Annotated in this window: 28 protein-coding genes and 2 pseudogenes; 11 read left to right on the top strand and 19 right to left on the bottom strand. The window is 32.5% G+C overall.

What is annotated here, in order from left to right:
• Positions 1-22: 22 nt before the first annotated feature.
• The 7 genes from KPL55_RS00535 to KPL55_RS00505 form a co-directional block, all read right to left on the bottom strand.
• On the bottom strand, positions 23-364 hold the full coding sequence (locus KPL55_RS00535) for a hydrogenase maturation nickel metallochaperone HypA/HybF (RefSeq protein WP_216304750.1): 342 nt from the start codon (positions 362-364) through the stop codon (positions 23-25).
• Positions 365-409: 45 nt separating this feature from the next.
• Positions 410-3,076, bottom strand: coding sequence for an FAD-dependent oxidoreductase (locus KPL55_RS00530; RefSeq protein ID WP_216304749.1), 2,667 nt, complete (start codon positions 3,074-3,076; stop codon positions 410-412).
• Positions 3,077-3,121: 45 nt separating this feature from the next.
• Positions 3,122-3,793 carry a hydrogenase nickel incorporation protein HypB gene (hypB, locus tag KPL55_RS00525; RefSeq protein ID WP_216304748.1) on the bottom strand — a complete coding sequence of 224 codons (672 nt, stop codon included), beginning with the start codon at positions 3,791-3,793 and terminating at the stop codon, positions 3,122-3,124.
• Positions 3,794-3,819: 26 nt separating this feature from the next.
• A complete protein-coding gene (locus tag KPL55_RS00520) occupies positions 3,820-5,589 on the bottom strand; it encodes an oleate hydratase (RefSeq protein WP_216304747.1) in 1,770 nt (589 codons plus the stop codon).
• Between the two features lie 121 nt (positions 5,590-5,710).
• Positions 5,711-6,691: a DUF5692 family protein gene (locus KPL55_RS00515; RefSeq protein ID WP_216304746.1), complete on the bottom strand. Its 981-nt coding sequence runs from the start codon at positions 6,689-6,691 to the stop codon at positions 5,711-5,713.
• Positions 6,692-6,798: 107 nt separating this feature from the next.
• A complete protein-coding gene (locus KPL55_RS00510; protein ID WP_216304745.1) occupies positions 6,799-7,389 on the bottom strand; it encodes a TetR/AcrR family transcriptional regulator in 591 nt (196 codons plus the stop codon).
• A gap of 22 nt (positions 7,390-7,411) precedes the next feature.
• On the bottom strand, positions 7,412-8,158 hold the full coding sequence (locus KPL55_RS00505; RefSeq protein WP_216304744.1) for a nitroreductase family protein: 747 nt from the start codon (positions 8,156-8,158) through the stop codon (positions 7,412-7,414).
• A 219-nt stretch (positions 8,159-8,377) separates the two neighbouring features.
• On the opposite strand from KPL55_RS00505, the gene KPL55_RS26955 reads away from it, so the two are divergent.
• The gene (locus KPL55_RS26955) at positions 8,378-8,533 is read left to right on the top strand and encodes an alpha-helical endospore appendage domain-containing protein (protein WP_512699261.1); all 156 of its coding nucleotides are present in this window, start codon (positions 8,378-8,380) and stop codon (positions 8,531-8,533) included.
• 81 nt (positions 8,534-8,614) lie between these two features.
• Here KPL55_RS26955 and KPL55_RS00500 read toward each other — a convergent pair whose 3' ends face one another.
• Positions 8,615-8,785 carry a hypothetical protein gene (locus KPL55_RS00500; RefSeq protein ID WP_216304962.1) on the bottom strand — a complete coding sequence of 57 codons (171 nt, stop codon included), beginning with the start codon at positions 8,783-8,785 and terminating at the stop codon, positions 8,615-8,617.
• A gap of 164 nt (positions 8,786-8,949) precedes the next feature.
• On the bottom strand, positions 8,950-9,582 hold the full coding sequence (locus KPL55_RS00495) for a hypothetical protein (RefSeq protein WP_216304743.1): 633 nt from the start codon (positions 9,580-9,582) through the stop codon (positions 8,950-8,952).
• A gap of 163 nt (positions 9,583-9,745) precedes the next feature.
• Here KPL55_RS00495 and KPL55_RS00490 point away from each other — a divergent pair, with 163 nt between their 5' ends.
• A complete protein-coding gene (locus KPL55_RS00490; protein ID WP_216304954.1) occupies positions 9,746-10,348 on the top strand; it encodes a cupin domain-containing protein in 603 nt (200 codons plus the stop codon).
• 76 nt (positions 10,349-10,424) lie between these two features.
• Here KPL55_RS00490 and KPL55_RS00485 read toward each other — a convergent pair whose 3' ends face one another.
• Genes KPL55_RS00485 through KPL55_RS00470 form a run of 5 tightly spaced genes read right to left on the bottom strand, consistent with a single transcriptional unit; the run spans position 10,425 to position 14,217 of the window.
• Positions 10,425-10,742, bottom strand: a complete 318-nt coding sequence (locus tag KPL55_RS00485; RefSeq protein ID WP_216304953.1) for an extracellular solute-binding protein — start codon at positions 10,740-10,742, stop codon at positions 10,425-10,427.
• 2 nt (positions 10,743-10,744) lie between these two features.
• A complete protein-coding gene (locus KPL55_RS00480; protein WP_246599249.1) occupies positions 10,745-11,713 on the bottom strand; it encodes a methyl-accepting chemotaxis protein in 969 nt (322 codons plus the stop codon).
• A 50-nt stretch (positions 11,714-11,763) separates the two neighbouring features.
• Positions 11,764-11,892 carry a hypothetical protein gene (locus KPL55_RS26225; protein WP_281418782.1) on the bottom strand — a complete coding sequence of 43 codons (129 nt, stop codon included), beginning with the start codon at positions 11,890-11,892 and terminating at the stop codon, positions 11,764-11,766.
• Positions 11,893-11,906: 14 nt separating this feature from the next.
• A complete protein-coding gene (locus KPL55_RS00475) occupies positions 11,907-13,184 on the bottom strand; it encodes an L-cysteine desulfidase family protein (protein WP_216304742.1) in 1,278 nt (425 codons plus the stop codon).
• Positions 13,185-13,188: 4 nt separating this feature from the next.
• Positions 13,189-14,217: a 3-deoxy-7-phosphoheptulonate synthase gene (locus tag KPL55_RS00470; protein WP_216304741.1), complete on the bottom strand. Its 1,029-nt coding sequence runs from the start codon at positions 14,215-14,217 to the stop codon at positions 13,189-13,191.
• A gap of 191 nt (positions 14,218-14,408) precedes the next feature.
• Between KPL55_RS00470 and KPL55_RS00465 the strand changes: the two genes are divergently transcribed.
• Positions 14,409-15,188, top strand: a complete 780-nt coding sequence (locus tag KPL55_RS00465) for an alpha/beta hydrolase (protein WP_216304740.1) — start codon at positions 14,409-14,411, stop codon at positions 15,186-15,188.
• Positions 15,189-15,288: 100 nt separating this feature from the next.
• Positions 15,289-15,654, top strand: coding sequence for a YopX family protein (locus tag KPL55_RS00460; RefSeq protein ID WP_216304739.1), 366 nt, complete (start codon positions 15,289-15,291; stop codon positions 15,652-15,654).
• Between the two features lie 142 nt (positions 15,655-15,796).
• Here the strand turns inward: KPL55_RS00460 and KPL55_RS00455 are convergent, their stop codons facing one another.
• The gene (locus KPL55_RS00455) at positions 15,797-16,699 is read right to left on the bottom strand and encodes a GGDEF domain-containing protein (protein ID WP_216304738.1); all 903 of its coding nucleotides are present in this window, start codon (positions 16,697-16,699) and stop codon (positions 15,797-15,799) included.
• A gap of 142 nt (positions 16,700-16,841) precedes the next feature.
• Positions 16,842-17,003 carry a hypothetical protein gene (locus KPL55_RS00450; protein WP_216304737.1) on the bottom strand — a complete coding sequence of 54 codons (162 nt, stop codon included), beginning with the start codon at positions 17,001-17,003 and terminating at the stop codon, positions 16,842-16,844.
• A gap of 181 nt (positions 17,004-17,184) precedes the next feature.
• Between KPL55_RS00450 and KPL55_RS00445 the strand changes: the two genes are divergently transcribed.
• A complete protein-coding gene (locus KPL55_RS00445; protein ID WP_216304736.1) occupies positions 17,185-17,805 on the top strand; it encodes a DUF2238 domain-containing protein in 621 nt (206 codons plus the stop codon).
• 43 nt (positions 17,806-17,848) lie between these two features.
• Here the strand turns inward: KPL55_RS00445 and KPL55_RS00440 are convergent, their stop codons facing one another.
• The 3 genes and pseudogenes from KPL55_RS00440 to KPL55_RS00435 form a co-directional block, all read right to left on the bottom strand.
• Positions 17,849-18,265 carry a hypothetical protein gene (locus KPL55_RS00440; RefSeq protein WP_216304735.1) on the bottom strand — a complete coding sequence of 139 codons (417 nt, stop codon included), beginning with the start codon at positions 18,263-18,265 and terminating at the stop codon, positions 17,849-17,851.
• A gap of 120 nt (positions 18,266-18,385) precedes the next feature.
• The gene (locus KPL55_RS25855; RefSeq protein WP_246599248.1) at positions 18,386-18,592 is read right to left on the bottom strand and encodes a DUF6485 family protein; all 207 of its coding nucleotides are present in this window, start codon (positions 18,590-18,592) and stop codon (positions 18,386-18,388) included.
• A pseudogene (locus KPL55_RS00435) lies at positions 18,567-18,932 on the bottom strand (helix-turn-helix transcriptional regulator); the annotation flags it as partial. The gene KPL55_RS25855 and the pseudogene KPL55_RS00435, both read right to left, overlap by 26 nt.
• A 186-nt stretch (positions 18,933-19,118) precedes the next feature.
• Here KPL55_RS00435 and KPL55_RS00430 point away from each other — a divergent pair.
• The 6 genes and pseudogenes from KPL55_RS00430 (at position 19,119) to KPL55_RS00405 (ending at position 26,613) form a co-directional block, all read left to right on the top strand.
• Entirely contained in the window at positions 19,119-20,384 is a 1,266-nt protein-coding gene (locus KPL55_RS00430) for an Nramp family divalent metal transporter (RefSeq protein ID WP_216304733.1), read from the top strand.
• Positions 20,385-20,882: 498 nt separating this feature from the next.
• A complete protein-coding gene (locus KPL55_RS00425) occupies positions 20,883-21,956 on the top strand; it encodes a putative NPN-dependent ornithine cyclodeaminase (RefSeq protein WP_216304732.1) in 1,074 nt (357 codons plus the stop codon).
• A 34-nt stretch (positions 21,957-21,990) separates the two neighbouring features.
• Positions 21,991-23,088, top strand: coding sequence for a putative NPN-dependent ornithine cyclodeaminase (locus tag KPL55_RS00420; RefSeq protein ID WP_216304731.1), 1,098 nt, complete (start codon positions 21,991-21,993; stop codon positions 23,086-23,088).
• A 779-nt stretch (positions 23,089-23,867) separates the two neighbouring features.
• Positions 23,868-25,286 (top strand): pyruvate kinase, encoded by a 1,419-nt coding sequence (pyk, locus tag KPL55_RS00415; RefSeq protein ID WP_216304730.1) that lies wholly within the window; start codon positions 23,868-23,870, stop codon positions 25,284-25,286.
• Between the two features lie 222 nt (positions 25,287-25,508).
• Positions 25,509-26,051 (top strand): annotated as a pseudogene (locus KPL55_RS00410) (glutathione peroxidase); the annotation flags it as partial.
• A 187-nt stretch (positions 26,052-26,238) separates the two neighbouring features.
• Positions 26,239-26,613 carry a desulfoferrodoxin gene (locus KPL55_RS00405; RefSeq protein ID WP_216304728.1) on the top strand — a complete coding sequence of 125 codons (375 nt, stop codon included), beginning with the start codon at positions 26,239-26,241 and terminating at the stop codon, positions 26,611-26,613.
• Positions 26,614-26,721: the final 108 nt, after the last annotated feature.

Here is a 26,721-nt window from a genome sequence, read left to right as displayed (position 1 = left end):
TTATCAGTCTCTAAATATTATTTTAGCATGCAATGATTTCCTTTATCATAAACTCTTTCCCACATAATAACTCCCAATGTTTACTTCCGCACTTTGGACATGTATTACTATTCTCAATTAAATTAAAAACTTTATTACACTTTTTGCAAATACCATTCCCCGGTAAAACTTCAATTTCAAGTTTCGTATCTTGCAATACCGTACCCTCCACTGCAGCTGGGTAACAGGCTTCAATATATCTCGGAATCATCGATGAAAGTTCACCAATTTGAAGAACCAATGTATCGATTTTTTTTAATTGGTTTTGTTCTGCAAAATTTTCAACAGTTTTTATAATTTCAAATACAACTCCCAGTTCATGCAAATTAACTCACCTCTCTTGTCAAAATATAAAGAATATCAATACTAATTATGAGAATAATTTTTTCGCATTTTTCACTGCGATTTTCCCTTGACGTTTGATAACATGTTTTATAACTGCAGGTTTCATTGCCTTAAGATCTAAACCAGAACTGTCATATTTTCTTATAAGTGAAATTGCGTCAAATTTACATTTTGTAGTACAAACTCCACAGCCTACACATTGATATTGATCTACAAATGTAGCACCGCAGCTAAGGCAACGCTCAGTCTCCTTCTTTATTTGTTCCTGCGTAAATGTAACACGCAAATCCTTAAAGGTTTCTTTTGCTTTGCTTGCCTCTACATGAAGGGCTCTTTGCCTTGGCAAGCGATCATAACCATCCATGTTTAAGTTTTCTTTATCAAGAGCATGATATTCTCTCTCACGGCATAATGTCAAATTATCTCCATGAACATAACGATGAATTGAAATTGATCCTTGCTTTCCAAGCGCAATAGCATCTATAGCAAACTTAGGACCCGTTAATACATCTCCACCGACAAATACATCAGGTTCACCTGTTTGGAAAGTGATTGGATCAGCTTTTATTGTATTATTTGGATTTAATTCGATTTTGGAATCCTTTAATAATCCGCCTAAGTCTATTCCTTGACCAACTGATATAAGCACGTTGTTTGCTTTAACAATCTTTGTTGTATTTTCATCGAATTTAGGGTTAAATTTTCTATTTTCATCGAATACAGAAATACATTTTTTAAATTCCACACCGATAACATGGCCATTTTCATGAAGAATTCGTTTTGGACCCCAGGAATTGTTGATAGCAATGTCTTCTGACAATGCTTCATTAATTTCTTCTTCAAGTGCTGGCATTTCTTGTCTATTTTCTAAACAATACATATCTATTTTTGATGCACCAATTCTTTCAACGGTTCTGGCAACATCAATAGCAACATTTCCTCCACCAATTACAATAGCTGGTCCTTCCATTTTCAAATCTTCACCTAAACCTACTTTGCGTAAGAAATCTACACCTGTTGTTACCCCTATCGCATTTTCGCCATCAAGACCTATGTTTCTACCAGCTTGAGCACCAATTGCTATATAAAATGCACTGTAGCCATTCTTTCTGAGTTCTGGAAGAAGAACATCCTTGCCAATCTCAATTCCTGTTTTAAATTCTACCCCTAATTCTTTCAAAATGTCTATTTCTTCATTTACTATTTCTTTTCCTAACCTAAATGACGGAATTCCAAGTGTTAACATGCCACCGAGCACCTTTTGCTTTTCAAACACTGTTACCTTATAACCCTCAATTGCTAGGAAATAAGCACAAGAAATTCCCGCAGGGCCTGCCCCAACTACAGCTATTTTTTCTGCTTTTGGCAGATTCTTTTCAGGTACAAAACGCTGCTTAGAATTTAAATCCTGTTCTGCAATGAATCTTTTAATATCATCAACGGCAATTGCTTCATCCACATCTGCTCTTGTACAAGCAGATTCACACTTTCTTGGACAAATACGTCCGCAGATTGCTGGCAATGGATTTTCTTTCTTTATAAGTTCTAATGCTTCTCTATATTTACCTTGAGATGCCATCTTGATATACCCTTGGATAGCTATGTGCGCTGGACATTCAGATTTACATGGGCTTGTTCCACTCTCCTCAACGAATTTACGATGACGATAATCAAAATTCCATTTGTCTTTTCCCCACTTCGTATCGCGTGGTGTGTCTTTTTCCTTAGGAGCGGGAGCAGGATTCTTTGTACATAAATTTTGTCCTAGTGTTGCCGCACTGGCTTGGCAATACTCAACGCACTCTCCACAAGCAACACATTTATCTTTATCCACTACTGCTACATAGTTTGACCTTGACCAATCAGGATTTTTATAGAAGGTTGTATTTCTAAGACCAAAGCAAGAACATCCGCAACAATTACAAATGGCAAGAGCATTCCCTGGTCCTGATAAATTTGGTATAGAATGTACCATACCCTCTTTTTCAGCCTGCTTGCAAATAGCAATAGCCTCTTCCCTAGTGATTTTTCTGCCTCTTCCTGTACGAATATAGTACTCAGCAGCTGGTCCAAGCTGAATACACATTTCTTCAACAGTATGTCCACAACCTTGACCGATAACTCTCATAGATGTACGACATGCACAATCTGCAACAGAGAACACCTCATGTTTATTAAGAAGGTATGCAGTTTCCTCATAAGAGGCTCTTCTTGTATCCCCATCAATGGCGCTTTCAATTGGTATAACTCTCATTACGCCCATTCCTATTGGAATGTTTCCTGCCATTAATGCACCTAATTTTCTTGTATATTCTTCAAAACACTCAGCGATTACTGGATACTTTGCAACATTTTCTTTATGTGCAACCATGTATTCCATAACACCAGGAACATAAAGCTCTAGGAAGTACTTATCAACACCTTCTTCCTCTTCTAATTTAATAACACCATCAACTGCCATTTTAAATAGAATTTTTTCTACCTCATCTGCTGGTTTACCGCAGAGAGTTGCAATTTCCTTTACGCTTTTAGGTTTACGAATTTCTAATTTAAGTGCTATTTCTGCCATTTCATCTGTAACAACGGGCTCTAGAATTCTATATTCTGGATCTGTAGGTTTTACTTTTACTATCCCGCTAGTAATCCCAGCATTTATCTTATTGGCCAGTTCAAGTACTTTTTTCTTTACCACATTTATTTCTCCTTTCAATCGAAACCTGGTTACTCTAAAAAAGATTTAAATAGTGTTCCATTTTTTCACTTCTGTGCGTATCCACTGCGCCCACTCATCTATTCCCTCTCCAGTTTTAGCAGTGATTGGGATAACCTTGATATTTGGATTTAATTTTTTTACACTTTCTTTGACGGCTTCTAAATCAAAATCAAAAAAGCCTATTGAATCCATCTTGTTAATTAATAGAACATCAACAATGGAAAACATTAAAGGGTATTTTAAAGGTTTGTCATCCCCCTCTGGTACACTTAAAATCATGGCATTTTTTACTGCTCCAGTGTCAAATTCAGCTGGGCATACCAAATTTCCTACATTTTCTAAAATTACAAAATCAAGTCCTTCTGTGCCAAGCCCTACTAGACCTTGTTTGGTCATATCTGCATCGAGATGACACATTCCACCTGTGTGCAATTGGATTACTTTTGTATCAGTCTGTGCAACAGTGTAAGCATCCACATCTGAATCAATATCGGCTTCTAAAACTCCAATACTCATTTCATCCCTCAAAGCTTCTATTGTTCTTAAAACCGTTGTTGTTTTACCCGAACCTGGTGATGACATTAAGTTTAGTAAAAATGTCTTTTCTTTTTTTAATCCTTCCCTTAGCAAATCCGCTTGTCTATCATTGTCTTCAAAAACACTTTTCTTGATCTCAAGAATTTTATAAACATCCATAGCATTTTCACCCCCATTAATAATTGTTAGATTATATTATATCTTTTCAATACATCTTCAATGACTGTTCCTGAAATCTTCTTTAATCCTTGCTTTTTAACAAAGTTAAAGATAAATGGTAGTTTTTTATCGCCAGGCTTATTTCCATCCATCATCTTTACTGTAGAATCCAAAAGTACTCGGACATCATAGCATGATGCAAAGACCTCTGGTACACCACGATCTATGTCTAGCAATGTGTAAACTGCCTCCATAGCCGTTCTCACTGAATATTCCGTTGTGAACACCGTATCACGTGGTGTATCGGCGAACTGACCAAGGAAAGCAAAGTTCTCACTTCCATCAGGTACAACCTTAGGTCTGTCCCCTTTTGCTCTTGGCATAAAGAATGCAGTAATATATGGCATCATACAAGGTATTGAGTGAGCCGATTTTGTAGCCATATCGTGGATCTCAGATTCTGGAACACCCATATGATAAAGCCATTCCTCTGTAATTTCCACTCCAGTGCATTCACTCATTGGCTTCTTGATATAATTCCCTGGAACCTCTGAGAATAGACCGTATACCCAAACTACAATCTGGTCTTTTGGTTGTTCTTTGAAATGAGGCTGTCTATTGAGGGTATAACTCATAAGCCAATTCGAGTCTTTCACAGTTATGATACCACCAGAAACAACCTTCCCACTAAATGGATCACGTTTGCAAATCTTTTCTATATATTTAGGGATTTTATCGTCAAGTGTGGTAATTGTTGAAGATTCCCAGTTTGTTTGTTTTGTATTTGTGCAAAATTTATCAGGTTTACCAAAGGCTGAAGATTGCTTTGCGATATTTCTCCAAAGATCCCAACACCCACCCGTAGAATTATTAACCTGGGGTGCATTGTTATCGTCACCAAGGGAAGAATTTTCTGTACAGCTTCCATTAGTAATAAACACCAAATCATCTCTAGTAAGCTCTATACATTCTTCCTTGCCGCCATGCATGCAAACAATTTTCTTAGCTAACTTTTTATCATTTTTTATATCAAAAACAACATTTGTTACCATGGTATCATATTGGAAATGAACGCCATGGGATTCAAGGTATTTTACCATTGGTAAAATTAATGACTCATATTGATTGTATTTAGTAAATTTCAAAGCGGATAAGTCTGGAAGACCTCCAATATGATGAATAAATCTCTGAAGGTAGAGTTTCATTTCCAATGCGCTATGCCAATCTCTGAAGGCAAACATTGTTCTCCAGTAAAGCCAGAAGTTAGATTTTAGTATTTCATCTGTAAACACATCAGAAATCTTCTTATCATATAAGTCTTCATCTCGGGTCATAAAAAGCTTCACAAGTTCCTTTGAAGCTTTTTCACTTAGTCCAAACTTTCCATCGGTATGAGCATCCTCACCTCTGCCTTGTGTTACTCTCATCAAAGAATAATTTGGGTCTTTCTTGTTGAGCCAATAAAACTCATCCAAAACAGAAACACCATCTGTCTCAATAGAAGGAATTGAACGAAACAAATCCCATAAGCACTCAAAGTGGTTTTCCATTTCACGCCCACCACGGATAATAAACCCTTTTTGACTGTCGTTAATACCATCGCAAGCTCCTCCAGGTATACTAAGTTCTTCCAAAATATGAATTCGCTCACCCTTCATTTGACCATCTCGAACCAAAAAACATGCAGCTGACAATGATGCCAAACCAGCACCAACTAAATATGCAGATTTTTTATCCACATCAGCGGGTTTTAAGGGGCGAGCAAACGCCTCATAATTTCCATTGCTATAATACATTGAACATACCTCCTAATATTTCTTTATAACTATATTATAAAAATTTATTCTGAGGATAACAATATACAGAAAGGCCAATGTGTCCAAATAAACCTCTCAAACTTAAATATTACTATGATATTTATTCCGCAAGTGATTTGATTTCCTTATATGCCTTCAAATCTGTATAAAGCTCACCAAGATAAGGATTTCTTTTTGTCTTAACTACTTTGTAAATCATGTATACAAATACTGATAGATTTACCGCTAATGCCGCAAAACTAAATACAAATAGCGGTACTTTATTGTAAGATGAGGCCACAGCAAAGGCACCCTTATCAATGAAGGCTGGAAAGGTCTGTGCAAACATACACCATATGGCAAGGGTCTGTGCACGATGCTGCAGCCATGCCCCTTTTCCCACAGTAAATGCACAAAGGGTTGGAGCGATTAGTAGTGCAAGCCCGCAATACCAAGCATGACCTGGCAAGCAGTTATAGGTATAAGCAAAATTCCATAGGTCATAGGCTATTATCCAAAACCATAACATATCAGTCCACAACATATCTTTACTGCCATCTTTAGCTGTCTGTTTTTTTATGCAAATTCCAAGCCATCCCGTTATAGTTATGATGTTTAATATACCTGCTATACCATTCATGAAATTCCAAGGACCGCCAAGTACATACATGGCCTCATCCACTAAATTTCCTCCACCGGGGTATTGAATACCGATTTGGAAATCACGAATTACCGCCTCCATAATGTTGATAGCAAGTATAAGTGGTGGGAAACATAATGCCCATTTTTTATCAGATAATCTCCACTCTTTGCCTGTCAATTTATTTTTCAATTTAACATGCCTGATGCACCAAAAACCTATACATCCGGCTGTAGAAGAATACACCTTTGCTAAATGAAACCAATCCGTATAAGTTGTATCCCTTAGTACTGTAAACCATAATATTGAAAGCATTAATGGTAAAATAACAAAGCTAAAAAAACCAATATATTTCCATCTGCGAGCTACTTCATTAAAACCGAAAAGTGCTATAAAAATAAATATCCAAACACCCCATACACTTAATGCTGATGCCCCATCTGCGTAGTTGAAAACAAACATATTATTGCCCCCTTAATATATTTATTGGCATTTTATAACTATATTGTATAATCCAATTTAATCCTTTTCAATAGACAAAAAAATGAAAGTGTCTATTTTAGACACTTTCATCTATTAAAAAAATCATTCTTTTTTTCTTCTTTTACAAAAGTAGCCACAGAGCGAGGAATACTTCCCTTTATCATGATTGAAAGTTTTTTAAGGATGATTTCTGGTTCCTCATCCATTCCTTCACTTACCCAGTCTATAATTAACCCATTAAATACATGTCTATAAAAATTTACTATGAAATGTTTATCATTCTCCTTTAACTTAACTCCCATTTTATCAACACACTCATCAACTACATCCTCTAGTAACCTGGTAGAAATGTCAGTAAGGTAGTTATTGGCTTCAGACCAATAAGAAGAATTATATACATGTAGAATCATTTTGGAATTTTTCTTGAGATACTTCATTGTAGCCAGAAACCCACTCCCCCAGTTTTCGAAGGTTCTGTTTTGTGCAATTTCCATTGATAATTCCTCAAAGAATATGAATTTAAAAACATTCATAATATCAGTAAAGTGATTATAAAAAGTCTGCCTGTTTACATCGCAATGTTCACAAATTCCCTTCACTGTAATCTTATCTATTGATTTATTGTTTAATAATTGTTTAAATGAATCAATTATTGCAGCTTTAGCATTCTTTTTCATAAACTTCTCCTAAAGTGATATATTACTCTGCTCTAAACTTCCTAAGATAAACAGAAGCTGATCTGTTCATTTCTAGTGAAAAATCAGACATATACTTACGGTTGCATAGAGCTTTGATATCTTCGCTAATATCTTTATTTATAAACTCTGCCTTTTCATTTCTTAATCTTTGCATTTCTATATGTTCTTCCTTATCTAGTCTGTGATATTTATTTTCATGCACTATATACTGCTCTTCGAAACGAACCGGTTTCTTTCTACTCTTTTGAAGATCAACAGGATAACCGTAAATTAACATGGCAGCAGGTAGAACATAATCTGGAAGATCTAATAACGCTCTAATGGTTTCACAATTCTCAATGATATCACCAATGTAACATGAACCAATTCCTAAAGATTCTGCAGCTACCACTGTGTTTTGGGCAGCTATTATTGCATCACTATAAGCAAGAAGAATATCCCCCTCCCCCGGTATTCTTGGGTTGCAATTTTCCAAATCAAAAGCATCATACCATCTTTGGTAATCTGCAAGGAATATAAGTATTAAAGGAGCTTTTTCAATAAACTGTTGATTATCACATTCTACTGATAGTTGTTTCTTTAATTTTTCATCAGTAATATCAAGTATGCTATAAAGCATCATTGCACCAGCAGTTGGAGCCTCAAATGCTGCATTTAATATCTCTTTTTTAAGTTCAGCTTTAATTGGCTTATTTTTAAATACTCTCATGGATTTTCTATTTTTAATTTGCTTTAAAATCTCGTTCATATACTTATCCCCCCATTATAAACGTTTACTTTATTATACTATTATTACCTTAAAATACAAATAGCATAATAAACTTTAAATGCCGCTAAAAAGGGTAAAACGACGAATGAATTTGGATGTGTTTTTATATCTTATTTAAAAAAGAATCCACATTATAAATGCTTGTGATTAAAACTAAACACAAATATTTATAATATGGATTCTTAAAAAGTCTATTTAATGCAAAGTGGAATAGCTCTTGCTACAAATATTGATGAGTTAATTAGTTTAGACTCTACAGTGAACCAAACCTTAAAAAATGTTATTAAAATCCAAATGTTATTACACCTTACGCTAGAAGAAACGGCTAAAAATTACTGTTCTCTACTTAATTAAATTTAAATATTTGTAAATATGAATAAGGGTAGTTCACTAAAAGTGAACTACCCTTATTCATGTCATCAATGGCCATGAAATTTATTGCCCCCTGTTATTTTTACCAACTAAACCCCCACCATTACCAGCTGATGCGCTTTGTGTTCCATGGACAGATGGTCTCTTAGAATTTTTTTGCGCAGAAGATTTAGCTTTTTTCTCTTCAATAATTTTTTTCATCATTTCCATATTTTTGTTTATATCATTTTTCATATTTTTACCCACTTTTTTCTATTTTTTAATATTTAGCGATACCTTTAAATTAATATTCACGATATATATTTAAAAGATATTTCTTATTGTTTTACTAATTAATTATACATCACAAATGCCCCTTTGAGTAGCACCTACAACTAATATAAATTAACACTCATAATTCACTTGCTAATTTCATCTAACATCAATATATTTAGCTTATTTATCTCTTTTCTTTTTTCCATTAGTTTTTTTATTATTTCACCTCGATAATCAGATTCAATTGATTTAGCTTTCACTTCTATTGAATTACAGAACTCATATATCTTCCTAAATTGTAATATTGTTTGCTCGAACTCTTCATCGAAATCAACTAAATCTTTATTATCATAAATCATGTTTAATGACTCTAATTGATATGTTATTATAGTAGAAAATTGTATGAGGAGTTCATCCGACTTTACTTTGTAAATATATAATAATAATTCTGTATAAATTCTATGGAGAGTCATATTATCAAAAATATCTAGATTTACTCTCCTATAACCTAATTTCTTTTTTAACTTCAAGTTAAGTAATTTCCTTAATAAATTATTACAACCCTTCATAGTCCATACTCCATAAACTGAATAGCTATTTTCTATTTTCCTAAAGAAATTACTGATTTCTTCTTTATTAACAAACAATTTTATTTGTTTATCCATGCTAGCTAATCTAGTTTTATCAATCACTTGAAAGATCTCCCCATAACTTGAAAATACTTTACCTTCTGTAGCGCCTCTTATGTTACTTATACACATCCACATATCTGCCACTTACAAATCAACTCCCAAGTATATAATAATTTATAATATTTTTTAAGTTTTTTATATTATTTGCCTATATTGTTCACATTATACTATGCAGCATTATATTATCACTTACAATCACATTCTCTAAACATAGTGCATATGATAATTTTATAAACATATGAAAGGAATGAGCAATGTGAATAAAATATATCCATGCCCTTATTACATCAACAATCAAATGTATAATCAAAATATGTATAATATTTGTAAAATGTATCCATGCCCTTACTGTGGTAACCAACCAATTTATAACTCAAACTTTTCCAACCAGCTTAACAATCAGAATATTCCTTTTACTGATGAATCAGAGGATGAAGTTTTAATTAAATTAAAGGATTATGGCCCAGAACCGTTTGTAGTAAATATCGATGAAGCTACTAAGCAAAATAATACTTTTCGTACCGCTTTATGGACAGGAACCCATTTGCAACTTACCTTAATGAGCATTAAGGTTGGCGAAAACATAGGTTTAGAAATTCATCCAGACCTTGATCAATTTTTACGTATTGAGGAAGGAGAAGGGCTTGTTAAAATGGGGGATAGAAAAGATAGATTGTATTTCCAAGAAAAAGTCTATGATGACTTCGCAATTATTATACCTGCTGGAAAATGGCACAACATAATTAATACAGGTAATAAACCACTTAAATTGTACTCCATTTATGCTCCACCTCAGCATCCAAAGGGTACAGTTCATGAAACTAAGGCAATTGCTGAAGCTGCTGAATAGAAGCATGACTTCTTATACTATAATGGATTTAATAATAAAACTGCTGACAATCACTTTGCCAGCAGTTTTATTATTATTATCCGCTATCATAGGTTATTGCCTGCATTTCTGGTGTCATAAGCCATTTCATTAGTTTTAATACTACTTCATTTTTATCCGCGCTAAGTCCTTTAGGCATAGTCATATACTGAGCATCTGCTACTAATGTAGTATTATCTAGCATAAATCCTCCATAATTTTTAGGTATCCCACCTGTAATTCTCTGATTCATGTCCCATCCTACTTGACTAGGAACAATCCATCTTTTACCTTCATTTAATTCGGAAAATGTAGTACCAGTTTTTGCCGTGTAATAATTTACATATTTATTAAGTTCTTTAAGATGTCTAGTAATAACTACACCTTAAATTTATTAACTTCATTCATCCTAGAGTTTGTTAAGTCTGATAGAGTTTGAGCTGATTCTGATACCTCGTCAAACGATGTATTTATTTGCTGTATTGAAGCTGCTATCTCTTCTGATGAAGCCGCATTTTCTTCTGATACTCCAGAAATATCTAATGTTTTTGAGATAATTAGTTCCTTCTCAACATTTATATTTTCAATTGATTTTTTTATATCTTCAACACTAGGCAATATAGTATTTATTGCCTTAAATATTAAAGTAAATGATTTTATAGAATCTTCAATGAGTACTGTTTGATCATTCAAACTATTTTTACCTGAATCTGTAGTCTTCACCGCAAGTCGTGCTTCGTCATTAATCCTAGAAATTAATCCACTTATATTGTTAGCGGACATTTTAGATTGTTCTGCAAGCTTTCTAACTTCATCTGCAACCACAGAAAATCCTCTACCAGCCTCACCTGCACGGGCAGATTCAATTGCAGCATTTAATGCCAATAAATTGGTTTGTTCAGCAATTGAATTTATAATATTTGTTATGTCATTTACTTGTCCAACATGGTTGTCTAATTCTATAACTTTAGTCCTAACTGTATCAAAGGACTCATTTACAGTTTTAGTGGAATCAAATAGAAACTCTAACTTCGAGTTACTATCCTCAGACATTGTGCTAATGACGTGTATATTTACGTTTACGTCGTTGATTGATGAAGTTATCTTATCTAATGAGTCCGCGAAATTATCTAATGAAGTTTTTACATTCATAAGATCACCAGATTGCTGACCTGCTGCAACAGCTACCCCTTGAACCGCTTCATTAATATCCTGTGCTGAAGATGACATTTCTTCAGAAGCCCCTAATAAATTTTCAGCTTGTATATTCAAAACATTTGTTGAAGTCTTTACTTCTTCAAGCATTCCTGAAACATTAGAAATTGTCTTACTAATTGATTTTTTCATTATACCAAATTCATTTTTCAAATTAGCTTTTATTCATAGTGGTGTAATCACTAATCACTATTAATAGCGGTTACATCATCATTATTAAATTCTGCAATAGATATCCTATTAACATTTAATCTGACATTTGAGAAAGTTTGATATGTTATAATATATAGAGCAATTAAAAAGGAGTTCATAAGTGAACTCCTTTTTAATCTTCAATCATAATTTTGATTATTTGTATGTCAGTTTCTTTCATTCCCTCTTTTGCAAGTTTGCCAACATTTGATATAGTAGCTTCAACACCTTTTTTTATAATACCATCGCCGCCCTTAAACTGCTGGCCTTGCTTAAACATATAGCACCCTAGAATTCCAGCATCTACAGCTACCGCAATTTTAGCCGCACATGATGCTTTAGCACCATCACAAATCATTCCAGAAACTATAGACAATGCATTAACAATTGTATGAGAAATCTCTCTATATCCACCCCCATAAAGGTAAGCAATACCTGCTCCACTTCCTGCTCCTGCACAAACAGCACCACAATATGCTGAAAGTCTTCCTATACCAGTTTTTTGATGTATTGTAACTAAATCCGAAATAATCAAAGCTCTATAAAGTTTTTCTTTTGAAACTTTTAATTCATTTGCGTACTCAATAACTGGAAGTGAAGCTGTCATTCCCTGATTACCACTACCTGAAATGATAATCACAGGCAACTCACATCCACTCATTCTGGCATCTGACCCTGCCGCCGCCTTCGCCTTGGCTCTTACTTTAACATCGCAGCCATATGTTGAAATTAGAACGCTTCCTATATTCGCGCCATAATTATTTTTTAATCCTTCTTCTGCAATTTTTGAATTAAATTCAATCTGCCTACCTATAATATCTTCTATATCTTGTATATCCACAGAATCTGCAAAATCAACAATATCTTCTACACTAAGTAATTCCTTATCACTAAGACCTTCTTCTTTTGAAGTAATTGTCTCTTTGTGGTAAAGTATCTCACCATCCTTTTCAATCAAAATAATATTTGTATGATAATTTACAATCCTTACTTTTACATATGAATCTTTATAAAATACATTCATCTGTATGTCAAATATAAATGGTGTATCAATATGCTTAACTTCAATAGAACAAGTCGATAAATATTCTTTAATTTTTTGTTTATCCGCCTGTGTTATATCTGAAATAACTTCTAGTTTCCTATCAGACTTACCTCCTATAATCCCAGCAGCTGTTGCAGCCGCTATTCCTTTTAAATGGCCTGTATTAGGAACTATAACACTTTTAACATTTTTTATAATATTCCCACTTACTTCTACAATAACTTTTTCAGGAACACATCCTAATACTTCTTTAGCTTTTGCTGCAGCAAATGCAATTGCAATTGGTTCAGTACACCCCATGGATGGTATTAGCTCTTCTTTTAAAATCTGCAAATAATTTTTATACTTAAAATCAGTATTTTTCATTTTATTATAAATTTTCAGCAATAGAATAAATTAGTCTTTCGGTGCTTTCCCATCCTAAACATCCATCAGTTATAGATTTTCCATAAGTACCACACCCTACATCTTGTTTACCTTGCACAAGGTAACTTTCAATCATAAATCCTTTTATCATTTTTTTGAGTAGTGAATCATATTTCCTACTCATTAACACTTCTCTAGCTATTCTTGGTTGTTCTTCATAATGCTTCATTGAATTCGCATGATTAGTATCTATTATAATAGAAGGATTTAGAAGTTGCTGTTTTTCATATTCTTTAGCAACATGTATTAAATCTTCATAATGATAATTCGGAATATTTCTACCATAAGAATCCACAGCGCCCCTCAAAACAGCATGTGCAAGTGAGTTTCCTGATGTTTCGACCTGAAATCCTCCATATATAAAAGTATGTTCAATCTGCGCTGCTTTAATTGAATTTAGCATTACAGTTAAATCTCCGCCAGTTGGATTTTTCATGCCTACGGGCATATCAATACCACTTACAGTAAATCTATGTTGCTGATTTTCAACTGAGCGAGCTCCAACTGCATGGTAACTTAATAAATCTGAAAGATACGTATAATTTTCTGGATATAACATTTCATCTGCAGCAGGCATATGATATTCACTTAATGCTTTTAAATGAAGTTTTCTAATTGCCTTTAATCCTGCATCCAAATCTGGTTCTTTATTTATGTCTGGTTGATGAGCCATGCCTTTATATCCTTCACCTGTAGTTCGCGGTTTGTTTGTATAAATTCTAGGTACAATAATAATAGAATCTTTTACTTTTTCTTGAACCTCTGCAAGCTTTCCTATGTATTCACACACTGAGTCCTCATTGTCAGCCGAGCATGGTCCTATTATAAGGAGAAACTTATCAGATTTATTCTCAAAAACTTTCCTTATCTCCATATCCCTATTTTTTTTAATCTCTTTAATGTGATTTGGTAGAGGCATTTCTTCCATAATTTCTGTAGCCGTTGGTATTTTCTTTATATATTTCATACTCATATTCTATTTTCCTCCGTTCTCTTTAAATAAAATGTTAACACAATTTATTTTGTTAATGAATTATATCACAAAATTAATCATTATGCCGAGTAGAATTTAATGTTTAAATGTAGTATGATGTACTTTATAATGTCTATTTGTGTTTTATTCTAAATTTTATGAATATTTTTAAAATGAAAGGTGGTATTTTAATGGCTTTAATACATTGTGATTTCTTCTCGGAAACTTTAGGTATATCTACCTCAATAACAGTTATACTTCCACAAAACACAAAAACACAAATAGGAGTGACTGGTTCAAAAAAGAAAGAAAAATATCCGGTTTTATACCTACTGCATGGATTATCTGATGACCAAACAATTTGGCAAAGAAATACATCTATCGAAAGATATGTGGCTGATATGGGACTCGCTGTTGTAATGCCAAACGCTGGCAGGAGTTTTTATACCGATATGAAACATGGGTACAAATACTGGACTTATATTACAGAAGAATTGCCTGAAATAGTCGCTTCTTTTTTCCCTATATCAAGCCTACGTGAAGATAACTTTATAGCGGGGCTGTCAATGGGAGGTTATGGAGCTTTTAAAGCAGCGCTTTCATATCCTGATAAATATTCTGCCGGTGCAAGTTTATCTGGCGCACTTAATATGAACACTTCACTTATAAGTGAAACAGATGAGGATTTTAAAATGGAGCTCTCAAATATCTTTGGCGATATTTCTTCATTTGAAGGAAGTGAAAATGATCTTTTTTTCTTAGCAAGCAATTTAGAGTCCTGTGCAAGAAAACCAAAATTGTATCAATGTTGTGGTACTGAGGACTTTTTATACGAAGATAATATAAAATTTAAAAACTTTATAAAATCTAAAGATTTTGACTACACTTATGAAGAAGGCGTCGGCATTCATGAATGGGGTTATTGGGATGCACAAATACAAAAGGTACTAAAGTGGTTACCACTTAAATAAAAAATCAAATCTTTAATTTTCAATTAGTTGCATATAATACCAGTATACGCTACTATTAAAGTATATTATTCGACAAATAAAGAAAGGCTGGTAATTTAAATTGAAGCAATTAAAGTTTAGAGTTTGGGATGGTTTAAAACAGAAAATGAATAAATTGCAAGGCATGACTTTTGATTCACAACGTTTCGTTCCAGATGCTGTGAAGCTTCCTGGTTTGACTTGGAGACCAGTTGAGGAATTTGAATTGCTCCAATGGGTATACTTAGCTGATGCTAATGGAGTTGATGTATATGAAGGCGATTATATTGAAATTGCATCTAAGGTTTACAATGTATTATGGAATGAAAGCATAGTGAATTTCCAGCTTAAAGAATTAGATGGATTATTAAGCCGTAGTATTCTTGATGTAGCGCTGGGAGTTGTAATAGGCAATAAGTTTGAAAATGAAGATTTATATAACAAATAGTCTATTTTTTAAAATAGCAATTATACTATAAAAACTTTTAAGGAAAGTAAGCTTACTTTCCTTAATTTATTTTAACAAATATTATATTGGAAGTGAGCTAGTCAAATAGATTGCTTTGCACAATCTCTGTGGCCAGGCATTCTTATAATGAGGACATAACCCTATTTCTCCCAGCTTCTTTTGCTCTATACAAATTTGCATCAGCAAAATTAATTACTGTTGATATGCTTGAATTATCATTATCTGCTAAAGTATGTACACCAAAGCTCGTTGTTACCCTAATATTTATATCCCCAAATTTAAAAACACTATCTTCAATTTTCTTTCTCATTCTTTCTGCAATTTCGACAGCTTTGTTATTATCAGCCTTTGGTAGACTTATTAGGAACTCTTCACCACCATATCTCGCAACCCAATCCTTCCCTGTACGAATGCAACTGGCTAAAACGTCTGAAATTTCTTTGAGAATAAAATCACCCGCCAAATGTCCATATCGGTCGTTTACGTTTTTGAACAAATCAATATCCGCCATTATTAATGATAATTTTTGACCATGTACTGATTTATTAATAATATCCACTGGCAATCTCTCATCTATAAATCTTCTATTATATACACCAGTTAAATGGTCTTTAAACAGAAGAATATCAACATGATTTATAATTCCGTGAATATCAACCTCCACACCTTTATCTTTCTTTACCACAGCCATATTATTAGTTACATCTTTAAACAACTCAATAATTACTGTTATGTCTCCTACTGTAACAGGTATTGCTGAAACCATATATATTTTTTCATTATAGTATTCAATTTTTATAAAAACATCATTTTCTTTATATGCCCTTAATGAAACACAATTATCGCAGACACTTTCTTTATTCCAATAGCTATGACAAGTTATGTCTGTTTCTGTAATTATATTTTCTACATACTCTAATATTTTTTTATTTACTGGATCTACTATCCTCATCATATCATATGTTTTTTCTATAAATTTAATATTACTAATTAACTCAACTAATTCATTTGTACTTGACCCCATAAATACCCCCCCTTCTCAAGATGTTACCTAATAGTATAGCCGTTATTTATGCTATTTTTATTATATCAACGTCAAGTACAAAAATCTATAATATTTTAGATTTTATAGCAATATTAGTTAATAAGTTAAAATTCTGAATATGTTAAAGAAATTCAATATCTTTTTTTATGATCTTTTGAAGTTTTTTAAGATCTGATACTTTAACTCCATATTTAGGATCTGGCACACCGTGATTCCAATAAATTCGACGGTTTTGCTCACTTCCATGCTCCTCTAAATACAACATAACCTCCTCAATTTCCATACAATCGCCTCCCTAATTACTGATATTTTCATTATATATCTTTTTATAATTGTTATATAACTATTTCTTATAATTTTTATCACATAATTTTAAAATAAAGGTATAAAGATTAGCTTCAATAGGAAAACCTATATAATAAGAAAACGAAGATAATATAATGTAGAAATGGGAGTATAAAAGTATGAATGGAGCTAAAAAAGATAATAAGACAGGTAAAATACATATTATTTTATTAATACTAGCTAATATAGTTTTTGTTTTATCAGCTATTAAACCTAAAAGTTATCTTGTATGGCTTTTAGAGGCTTTTCCAGTTTTTATAGGGGTTATTATATTAATATTCACTTATAAAAAGTTTCGATTCACAAATTTTGTGTATATACTTATTTTAATTCTAATAAGCTTAATGCTAATTGGAGCACATTATACATATGGCGATGTGCCCTTGTTTAATTGGATAAAAGAAGTATATGGACTCAGGAGAAATCATTATGATAGGGTAGGACACTTTGTACAAGGGCTTATACCAGCTTTTATTGTACGAGAAATATTAATACGAAAGTTAAAGCTTAAGAAAGGAATAATATTAGGTATTTTAGTTATTTGTATTTGTTTATCATTAAGTGCCTTTTATGAACTTATAGAATGGGGAGTATCTTCATTATCAGGGGAGTCTTTTTTAGGTCTTCAGGGTGATAAATGGGATGCACAATGGGATATGTTTTGGGCACTAACAGGTGCTATAATTACGGTAACTATGTTATATAAAGTACATGATAAATATATAGATAAACTATTTTAAAAGGAGTTCATATGAACTCCCTTTTATCAGTTAAAATACCCATTTAAATAGATTTTGTCTCTCTTTTAAGATTATCTGCTATCAGTTTTTCTTCACTTGAACAATTTCCATCTATAAAACACTCCATAAATGCTCTATTTTTTAACGCCTCATTTATAATGTCAATCATGATTCCTTCAGCGTCTTTAATATTTATCTCTCCATCTCCATCTAGTGCCTTACCAAATATTGACTTCACTTTAGTACCATTTTCATTAGATACCATGGTAAAAATAGGCTTTATATATTTGGAATCATCTTTAGTAAACTTATCGGTTATATCAATTACATATTCGGTTTTTTCTATTATTTCCATGATTTTCATGTTATTTTCATTTTCATCATTTGATCTACTTTTTAGTACTAATATACCCACAGCAATAACAAATACCATCCCAATAACTACATAAATATAATACATTAACCTCTCCCCCTCAATAATATTACTCTACTCTAAACTTCTTAAGTTTTCATAAACTATAATTCTACATTAATTTCTAATTTCCTCTATATCTCAATATTTATGCAATCGCCTCCCTAATTATTGCCCTTTGTTTTGAATAAAGAACTTAACGAATTCTTCAATTGTAAACTCTTTAAGTTTAGATATATCTTCATTGACTAGTTTAAAAAAACAGCTTGGAATTTCCCTAGCTTTAAGGTTCTTTTTTATGCAAAGGTCACACCCTGTGGAATGGTTATGTGGATTTAATTTACAACCTACCCCAGTTTGTAAAATCCACCTCAATCCAATTATTATCTCCTTTTTTAAACAAGCTACTTAATTTTGAAAGAGTTATATCAATACTTGGATACCCAGTTGCCGTAAGACTTTGAAGAGCAACTAATATTTCATTCTGTTCATTTTCAGAAAGCACTGATTTATTTAACACAAAATTTTCTAATAGTGTTATTCCACCATTTTTCCCTTGGGTTGCATATATTGGTATTCCTGCTGAGCTCAAAGTATCAACATCTCTATAAATCGTTCTTGATGATACTTCGAAGTGCTTCGCTAACTCTTTGGCAGTTACTACTTTTCTATCGAGCAAGATATATATAATTCCAAATAACCTATTTATCTGCATACAATCACCTCTAAATTATTATACAATAAAACCTTGACAATGTTATGTCATATTATTATCTCAATTTATATATTACAAATCATTTAACATATTGTTTTTATTTTACTAATTGCCCTTTAATGTTGATTTAACTAATAATTACTATATAATATATGTTATACAATAATAAAGGACGGATGTGTTATCATGAGTTTTTCATTTACTAAACTACTATCAAAAAAAGGCCATAAACCTAAATTTATGGCCTTAGATTTCTTAAAATATATCGGACCTGGGTTACTTGTAACCGTAGGCTTTATAGATCCGGGAAATTGGGCAGCAAACGTCTCCGCTGGTGCTGATTTTGGTTATACTCTACTTTGGATGGTAACCCTTTCAACTATTATGCTTATTGTGCTTCAACATAATGCTGCCCATCTTGGAATTGTTACAGGTAGTTGCATATCAGAAGCATCTACTGCCACATTAAAGCCGGGACTTAACAAATTAGTGCTTGGCTCTGCTGTGCTAGCTGCAGTATCTACTGCCCTTGCAGAATTGCTTGGTGGTGCTATTGCTTTAAATATGCTATTTGGTATACCTATAAAGCTTGGAACAGTTCTAGTTTTATGTTTGATTTTGTGGATGCTCTTTACAAATTCTTATAAAAAACTAGAAAGATGGATTATTGGCTTTGTTTCTATAATAGGAATATCTTTTATATTCGAATTAAGCCTTGTACATATCGAATGGGGAAAAGCTATGATAAGCTGGGTTAAACCGTCTTTTCCTACGGGATCTATTCCAGTAATAATGAGTGTTCTAGGTGCAGTTGTAATGCCACATAATCTATTTCTTCACTCAGAAATAATACAAAGTCGTCAGTGGAATCTAAAAGATGAGAATGTAATAAAAAAGCAACTCAAATATGAATTCATGGATACTTTTTTTTCAATGATAGTAGGTTGGGCTATAAATAGTGCAATGATACTTATTGCTGCTGCTACTTTTTTCTCGCAGAAAGTTCAAGTTACGCAGCTTAATCAAGCTCAGCAAATGCTAACGCCATTACTTGGAAGCACTGCATCAGTTGTCTTTGCTTTAGCTCTACTCTTTGCAGGAATATCCTCATCAGTTACTGCAGGAATGGCCGGTGGTAGTATTTTTGCAGGTATGTTTGGAGAACCATATGATATTAATGATACTCATACCAAGCTAGGTGTAGGCATTACTTTAGTTGGCGCTGCAATAGTTATATTTTTTATAACTGAACCATTTAAAGGTCTCATCTACTCACAAATGCTCTTAAGTATACAACTTCCTATAACTATATTCCTTCAGATATATCTAACTTCTTCTAAAAAAGTTATGGGCAAGTATGCTAACAGTAGATTTGATAAAATCACTCTTTGGGTTATAGGACTTATAGTGGCCGCACTTAACATAATGTTGTTATTAAGCTATATATTATAAATTTTAATACTGTAAGTAATATTTATTATTAATTAAAAATAATTCTTTACAAATATAAATTACTATGGTATTATTATTTTATAAACAAAGCATCATAATTTAATTACTTCAACTAGTGGAAGTGATTCCACAAAGATAATTACCCTCATTAGATAAACTAAAAAAATTGCTTATAGAAAGGGGATAGTCCAATGTTTCAAATTAAAATTATAAAGTTTTTAGAGGTTAGTTCAATTTTATAAATAGGAGGTCTTGAAATATGTAAATACAAAATGAAATACCTAATTTTAAAATTACTATTCTTTACTTAATTAAGAATTAAATATTTATATATATATATAAGGAGAGTTCGTTAAGTGAACTCTTCTTATTTTTTTTTGCAGCTGTCTCTTTGCTATTTTTACTATTTACAGTCATAATGTTATAATTATACTATATAACTATATAACTATAATTGAATAATAAATAAACACATTACTTTAAAAGGGGAACGTTAAAATGAGTTTTCAATTACCAAAGTTCACACCACCAGATTTTTCTCAAGATTTTCTTACAAACGCTCCTGATGTAATAATAAGTGAAGTTAAAAAAGATGGAGTTGCGCCTGCTGGATTCTTAATAACTTCTATATCTCCTGAATATTTTAAAATTAAAGGACAATGGGTGCTTCCTACCCAAACCTCCATAGAATGTGCTGCTGTTGCTAGAGGTAATAACACAGTAGAAATTGTGGAATTTAGAAACCTTAAAGTTTTAGATAAAGTTATTTTAGGAAATTCTAAAGATGGAAGTGAAGGTATATACAAGTATACTAATGGATTTAATAACTTGCCAAAGGTAAGACGTGGCAGATCTGTAGAATCATCATTTTCAAGTGATTATAAAGAATTATATGAATTACTAGAATATGAAAAACAAAATAATGGGTGTATAGTTTGGGTTCTAGGACCAGCTGTGGTTTTTGACTATGATACACGAGCAGCTTTATCAGAACTTGCTCAAACAGGGTATGTAAATGCTCTTATGGCTGGTAATGCTATGGCAACTCATGATCTCGAGGGTGGATTATTTCAAACGGCACTGGGTCAAAATATATATACTCAAGAATCTGTTGTAATGCGTCATTATAACCACTTAGACTTAATAAATGAGGCTAGACGCGCAGGTTCTATAGATGAATTACTTGATGAAGGAGATATAAAAGATGGATTTATGAAAACCTGTCTAGACAAGAATATACCTATAGTTCTTGTTGGATCTATAAGGGATGACGGTCCACTTCCATCAGTTTATCACAATATATCTTATGGCCTTGATGCTATGAAAGAAGTAACAGATAAAGCAACAGTAATAATTTGTCTTGCAACGGTTCTTCACTCCGTAGCTACTGCAAACTTAGCATCTTCTTATAGAGCTGATCATGAAAAAGTAAGACCAGTATATTTTTATTCTATAGATATTTCTGAGTATGCTGTTAATCAAGTATCAGTTGCTAGAGAATATATAGCTATTAAAACAATAGTTACAAATGTTCAAGATTTTGTTGTAAATGTTCAAAAAAACTTGCGATAAAATACATTATTAAATTATTAAGGGGAGATTCTAAATGACTTTTAAATTGCCGAAGTTCACACCACCGGATTTCTCGTTAGATTTTCTTGCTAATGCCCCAGACTGTAAAATTGAAGAAGTAACTAAAGAAGGCGTTGCTCATAAAAATTATCATGCATTATCAATATACCCAGAATATTTTAAGATTAAAGGAAAGTGGGTACTAGCTACTGAAAGCCGTATGGATAGTGTAGCAATCGTTCTTCTTAATTATAATGGTGATAATGTTATTCAAATTGTTGAATTCAGAAATTTAAAAGTTCATGATATGGTTGTAGTAGGAAGAACCGAAGATGGAAGTGAAGGTATATATATGTATACTAGAGGTTTTGCTATTAATAGCGTAGATATAGACACCTTTGCATTTAGAGGTGGAAGATCAAGAGAAACAGCCTTCTCTAGAGATTACGATGAATTATATAAAATTATGCAATATGAAAAAGAACATGCTGGAAAAATAGTTTGGGTTTTAGGACCCTCAATTGCATTAGATGATAAATCAAGAGCTGCCTTTGCCTCCTTAGTGGAAAATGGATATGTTCACGCTGTTTTATCTGGAAATACCATGGCTACTTACGATTTAGAAAAAGCAATGTTCAAAACAATATCAGGTCAAGATACCTTTGAGTCCCGCGAAACTGCTCATTATAACTATATTGCAACAATAAATGATGCTCGACGCTTTGGGTCGCTCAAAGAGCTAATAAATTCAGGTAAAGTTAAAGATGGTATATTAAAAGCTTGCGTTGAAAATGATGTTCCTTTAGTACTTGCTGGTAGTGTACGTGATAGATATACGTTACCAAATGTTTATGATAATGTGTATGAATCTCAAGATGCTATGAGAAAACATACTAGAAAAGCAACTATGCTGATATGTTTATCCTCAGTACTTCATACAATAGCTGCAGGAAACATGACTCCATCTTACACTGTAAAAGATGGAATTGTTAGGCCAGTATACATATATTCTATAGATATACAAGAATTCTCTGTTAACAAATTATCCGATAGAGGTACATTAGAAGTTAAAACATTAGTTACAAATATCCAAGACTTTATCGTTAACGTAGCAGATGGATTAATTAAATAATTTAGTAGTAACAATTATTTTATAATAAAACTGAATAATATTTATAAAATTGTCTATAATTTAGATGTACCACCTTAAGATAAAAACAAATCGAAATTGATAAAAATGAAAATACTGCACTGGGTCCCCCTAAGTGCAGTATTTTTATTTTAATTTCGAACTAATTAATCACTATTTGTTGTTTTCCTTCTATTTGTTGTTTTACTTCTATGTTATTTTTTGTTTGTACTAAATTCATACGTCTATATGGACCCTCATGCTCCATTAATTGTAGATGACTACCACTTTGAACAATTCTTCCCTCTTCAAGTACAAGAATTAAATCTGCATTTTGAATGGTAGAAAGCCGATGAGCAATGGCTACGATTGTTCTTGTGCCTGCTAGCTGAGCAATAGCCTCTTGTATTTCTTTCTCTGTCTCAACATCTACTGATGCAGTTGCTTCATCTAATATAATAATTGGTGCCTTTCTAAGGATTGCACACTACATCTATCATTGATGATCCTCCAATTTAATTCCTTTACTTTTATTTTACAACATTTTAGCATAGATGTCTTTATCTTCAAAAAAATTGGTAATTACTGATGATATTTTTATTGTAGTTCCTTTATTTATGTTACAATTTAGTTAAATAAAATAAAAGTCTCTATCAAAAACAAGCGTATGTATACGTAATAGTAAAAGGTTATAATTCGCTGTAATTGCACATAATTAATGTGTATTGCAATATAATATATAATTTGCGAATTAACTTAAAACAGTAAAGGGGATATTAATTATGCAAAGAACAAAAATGATTTTCACAATTGGTCCTGCTAGCGATAGTGAGGAGATATTGACAAAACTCATGGAAATAGGCATGAATGTTACTCGACTTAATTTTTCACATGGTACACATGAGGATCACAAAATAAAAATTGATCTTATAAAAAGTCTTAGGGAAAAACTTAATAAATCTATTGCTATAATGCTTGACATAAAAGGTCCTAAAATTAGAACTCACAATTTCATAGGAGATACCGCCATAATTGATAAGGGACAAAAATTCGTATTTAGTTGTGGCAAAGAGATTCTAGGAAATAGCGAAAGATGTTCTGTTTCTTATGAAGACCTCTGCCATGACATTAAGGCTAATGGCACACTACTTGTGGATGACGGTCTTCTAGAATTTAAAATTGACTCAATTGAAGGTACTGAGATAAATTGCACTGCCTTAAATTCTGGTTCTATAGGAAACCATAAGGGAATAAATGTCCCTAACATATCTATTGGTCTACCGGCAGTAACTGAAAAAGATAAACTAGATTTAATATTTGGATGTGAACAGGGTGTCGACATCGTAGCCGCTTCTTTCATTAGAAAAGCTGGTGATGTATTAGATGTTAGAAAAATACTTAATGCAAATGGTGGGGAACATATTCAAATAATATCAAAAATTGAAACACAAGAAGGCGTTGACAACATAGACGCTATAATAGAAGCTTCTGATGGTATTATGGTTGCTAGAGGAGATATGGGCGTCGAATTACCAATTCAAAAAGTTCCTATAGTTCAAAAAATGATAATACATAAATGTAATAAGGCTGGTATTCCTGTTATAACTGCAACCCAGATGTTAGACTCTATGATTAGAAATCCAAGACCTACTAGAGCTGAAGCCTCAGATATAGCAAATGCTATTTTTGATGGTACTGATGCGATAATGCTTAGTGGCGAAAGTGCTAATGGTAAATATCCTTTGGAATCCGCTTTAACAATGTCAAATATCTCCATTGAAGCAGAGTCAAATATTGATTTCAGATCCGCTTTGGATAAAATAAACAATGAGTCTCTTGAAAATATATCAGATGCTATAAGTCTTGCTACATGTACCACAGCAGACAAATTAAACGTATCCGCAATAATAACAGCAACTCAAAGTGGTTATACTGCTAGAATGGTATCGAAATATAGACCAAGGTGTCCTATAATTGCTGTAACACCTAGCAAGAAAGTTGCAAGAGGTCTATCTATTAATTTTGGCCTTCAGACTGTAATTTCAATAAAATTAACATCCACGGATGAATTAATGGCAAATGCAGTAGAAAAATGCTTAATCGCTGGATATATAAAAAAAGGTGATGTTGTCATAATTGCTGCTGGAGTACCCGTTGGTCAGTCTGGCACTACCAATATGATGAAAATACAAGTAGTTTAAAACACAACAATTAAATCTCATCCCACTATTTCAACAATATTTTACAATTAATTATATATATTTCTTTCAAATACGCGTTTAATACAATTACTTGGTATGATATGTTGATATATGCTGTTTTGTATGTTATATTGTATACACTATTCTAAATCTTTTGTTATCATAAGAAAAACAGTTTAGAATAAATTGGTTGTTGAGCTTAAAAAAATGGAGGGATGATACATGTCAATTTATGATTTTAATGCAATTACCATCGACGGTGATGAAGTATCACTTGGCCACTATAAAGGAAAGGTGCTTGTTATAGTTAATACTGCAAGCAAGTGTGGTTTTACACCACAATACGAGGGTTTGGAGAATCTTTATAAGCAGTATAAAGATAAAGGCTTCGAAGTACTTGGCTTTCCGAGCAATCAATTTGCTGATCAAGAGCCGGGTGAAAGTAGTGAAATAAAGAATTTCTGTGAAATTAATTACGGTGTTAGTTTCCCATTGTTTGAAAAGAACGATGTTAGAGGAGAAAATGCTTTGCCACTATTTAAGTACCTTACAGATGGAACAACTTTTAAAGAGTTTGATTTTAACCACCCAACTGGAAAGAAACTTAATGACATCCTTACTGAGAAATCCCCTGAATCTCTTGAAGGAAATTCAATTAAATGGAATTTCACAAAATTTCTTATTGACAGTGATGGTGAAATAGTTGAAAGATATGAACCAACAACTGAACCATTGGCTATGTCAACAGATATTGAAAAGTTGCTAAAGTCATCAAAATATAAGCATGCTCCAATAATGGATAAATCTGAAACTGATGTAAATAATAAAAAAATATATACTGGCCAAGATGATGAAGAGGTTTTAAATTGTGAAGGAAAACCTTGCAACTTTGTATATGAAGATACAAAAGATAAAAAAAAATAATTTATAATACAGAGAGGAAGTTATAATTATGACTCATATTAATGAAATATATAAATGCCAAATTTGTGGTAACATAGTAGAGGTTGTACATGAAAGTGGTGGAGTTTTGGTATGTTGTGGACAACCAATGACAAAACAGGTTGAAAATACTGTAGATGCAGCGAAAGAAAAACATGTACCAGTTGTTGAAAATGTTAAAGGTGGTGTTCTAGTTAAAGTTCGTGCTGTTGAACATCCAATGCTAGAAGAGCATTATATTGAATGGATAGAAGTTCAAACTGCAAAAAAACTATATAGAAAACATCTAAAACCTGGTGAGACACCTCAAGCTCTGTTTATTATAAATGAAGAAGTTTTAAGTGTACGAGAATATTGTAATGTTCACGGCTTATGGAAAGCATAAAATATTTTCCAAATTAAATTCATCAAGAAAACATTAATATCTTTAGGGAGTTAATGTTTTCTTAATATGAAGTTTCATGTAAGTACAGTCATATCATTAAACTGATGT

The organism is Clostridium lacusfryxellense, from assembly GCF_018861735.1.
GTDB classification, from domain to species: Bacteria; Bacillota; Clostridia; order Clostridiales; family Clostridiaceae; genus Clostridium_AD; species Clostridium_AD lacusfryxellense.
The sequence above is the reverse complement of the archived record's forward strand: the minus strand, read 5'-3'. Positions and strand labels throughout refer to the sequence as shown.

What these genes read in the sequence shown, in the direction of transcription:
- KPL55_RS00455 (WP_216304738.1), bottom strand. Translation starts at nt 16,699, where the DNA reads ATGGGGTCAAGTACAAATGAATTAGTTGAGTTAATTAGTAATATTAAA.
- KPL55_RS00500 (WP_216304962.1), bottom strand. Translation starts at nt 8,785, where the DNA reads ATGAAAAATGATATAAACAAAAATATGGAAATGATGAAAAAAATTATT.
- hypB (WP_216304748.1), bottom strand. Translation starts at nt 3,793, where the DNA reads ATGGATGTTTATAAAATTCTTGAGATCAAGAAAAGTGTTTTTGAAGAC.
- KPL55_RS00445 (WP_216304736.1), top strand. Translation starts at nt 17,185, where the DNA reads ATGAATGGAGCTAAAAAAGATAATAAGACAGGTAAAATACATATTATT.
- KPL55_RS00520 (WP_216304747.1), bottom strand. Translation starts at nt 5,589, where the DNA reads ATGTATTATAGCAATGGAAATTATGAGGCGTTTGCTCGCCCCTTAAAA.
- KPL55_RS00405 (WP_216304728.1), top strand. Translation starts at nt 26,239, where the DNA reads ATGACTCATATTAATGAAATATATAAATGCCAAATTTGTGGTAACATA.
- KPL55_RS00505 (WP_216304744.1), bottom strand. Translation starts at nt 8,158, where the DNA reads ATGAACGAGATTTTAAAGCAAATTAAAAATAGAAAATCCATGAGAGTA.
- KPL55_RS00440 (WP_216304735.1), bottom strand. Translation starts at nt 18,265, where the DNA reads ATGTATTATATTTATGTAGTTATTGGGATGGTATTTGTTATTGCTGTG.
- KPL55_RS00430 (WP_216304733.1), top strand. Translation starts at nt 19,119, where the DNA reads ATGAGTTTTTCATTTACTAAACTACTATCAAAAAAAGGCCATAAACCT.
- KPL55_RS00490 (WP_216304954.1), top strand. Translation starts at nt 9,746, where the DNA reads ATGAGCAATGTGAATAAAATATATCCATGCCCTTATTACATCAACAAT.
- KPL55_RS26955 (WP_512699261.1), top strand. Translation starts at nt 8,378, where the DNA reads ATGCAAAGTGGAATAGCTCTTGCTACAAATATTGATGAGTTAATTAGT.
- KPL55_RS00425 (WP_216304732.1), top strand. Translation starts at nt 20,883, where the DNA reads ATGAGTTTTCAATTACCAAAGTTCACACCACCAGATTTTTCTCAAGAT.
- KPL55_RS00465 (WP_216304740.1), top strand. Translation starts at nt 14,409, where the DNA reads ATGGCTTTAATACATTGTGATTTCTTCTCGGAAACTTTAGGTATATCT.
- pyk (WP_216304730.1), top strand. Translation starts at nt 23,868, where the DNA reads ATGCAAAGAACAAAAATGATTTTCACAATTGGTCCTGCTAGCGATAGT.
- KPL55_RS00515 (WP_216304746.1), bottom strand. Translation starts at nt 6,691, where the DNA reads ATGTTTGTTTTCAACTACGCAGATGGGGCATCAGCATTAAGTGTATGG.
- KPL55_RS00475 (WP_216304742.1), bottom strand. Translation starts at nt 13,184, where the DNA reads ATGAAAAATACTGATTTTAAGTATAAAAATTATTTGCAGATTTTAAAA.
- KPL55_RS00480 (WP_246599249.1), bottom strand. Translation starts at nt 11,713, where the DNA reads ATGAAAAAATCAATTAGTAAGACAATTTCTAATGTTTCAGGAATGCTT.
- KPL55_RS00420 (WP_216304731.1), top strand. Translation starts at nt 21,991, where the DNA reads ATGACTTTTAAATTGCCGAAGTTCACACCACCGGATTTCTCGTTAGAT.
- KPL55_RS00470 (WP_216304741.1), bottom strand. Translation starts at nt 14,217, where the DNA reads ATGAGTATGAAATATATAAAGAAAATACCAACGGCTACAGAAATTATG.
- KPL55_RS26225 (WP_281418782.1), bottom strand. Translation starts at nt 11,892, where the DNA reads ATGAACTCCTTTTTAATTGCTCTATATATTATAACATATCAAACTTTC.
- KPL55_RS00450 (WP_216304737.1), bottom strand. Translation starts at nt 17,003, where the DNA reads ATGGAAATTGAGGAGGTTATGTTGTATTTAGAGGAGCATGGAAGTGAG.
- KPL55_RS00510 (WP_216304745.1), bottom strand. Translation starts at nt 7,389, where the DNA reads ATGAAAAAGAATGCTAAAGCTGCAATAATTGATTCATTTAAACAATTA.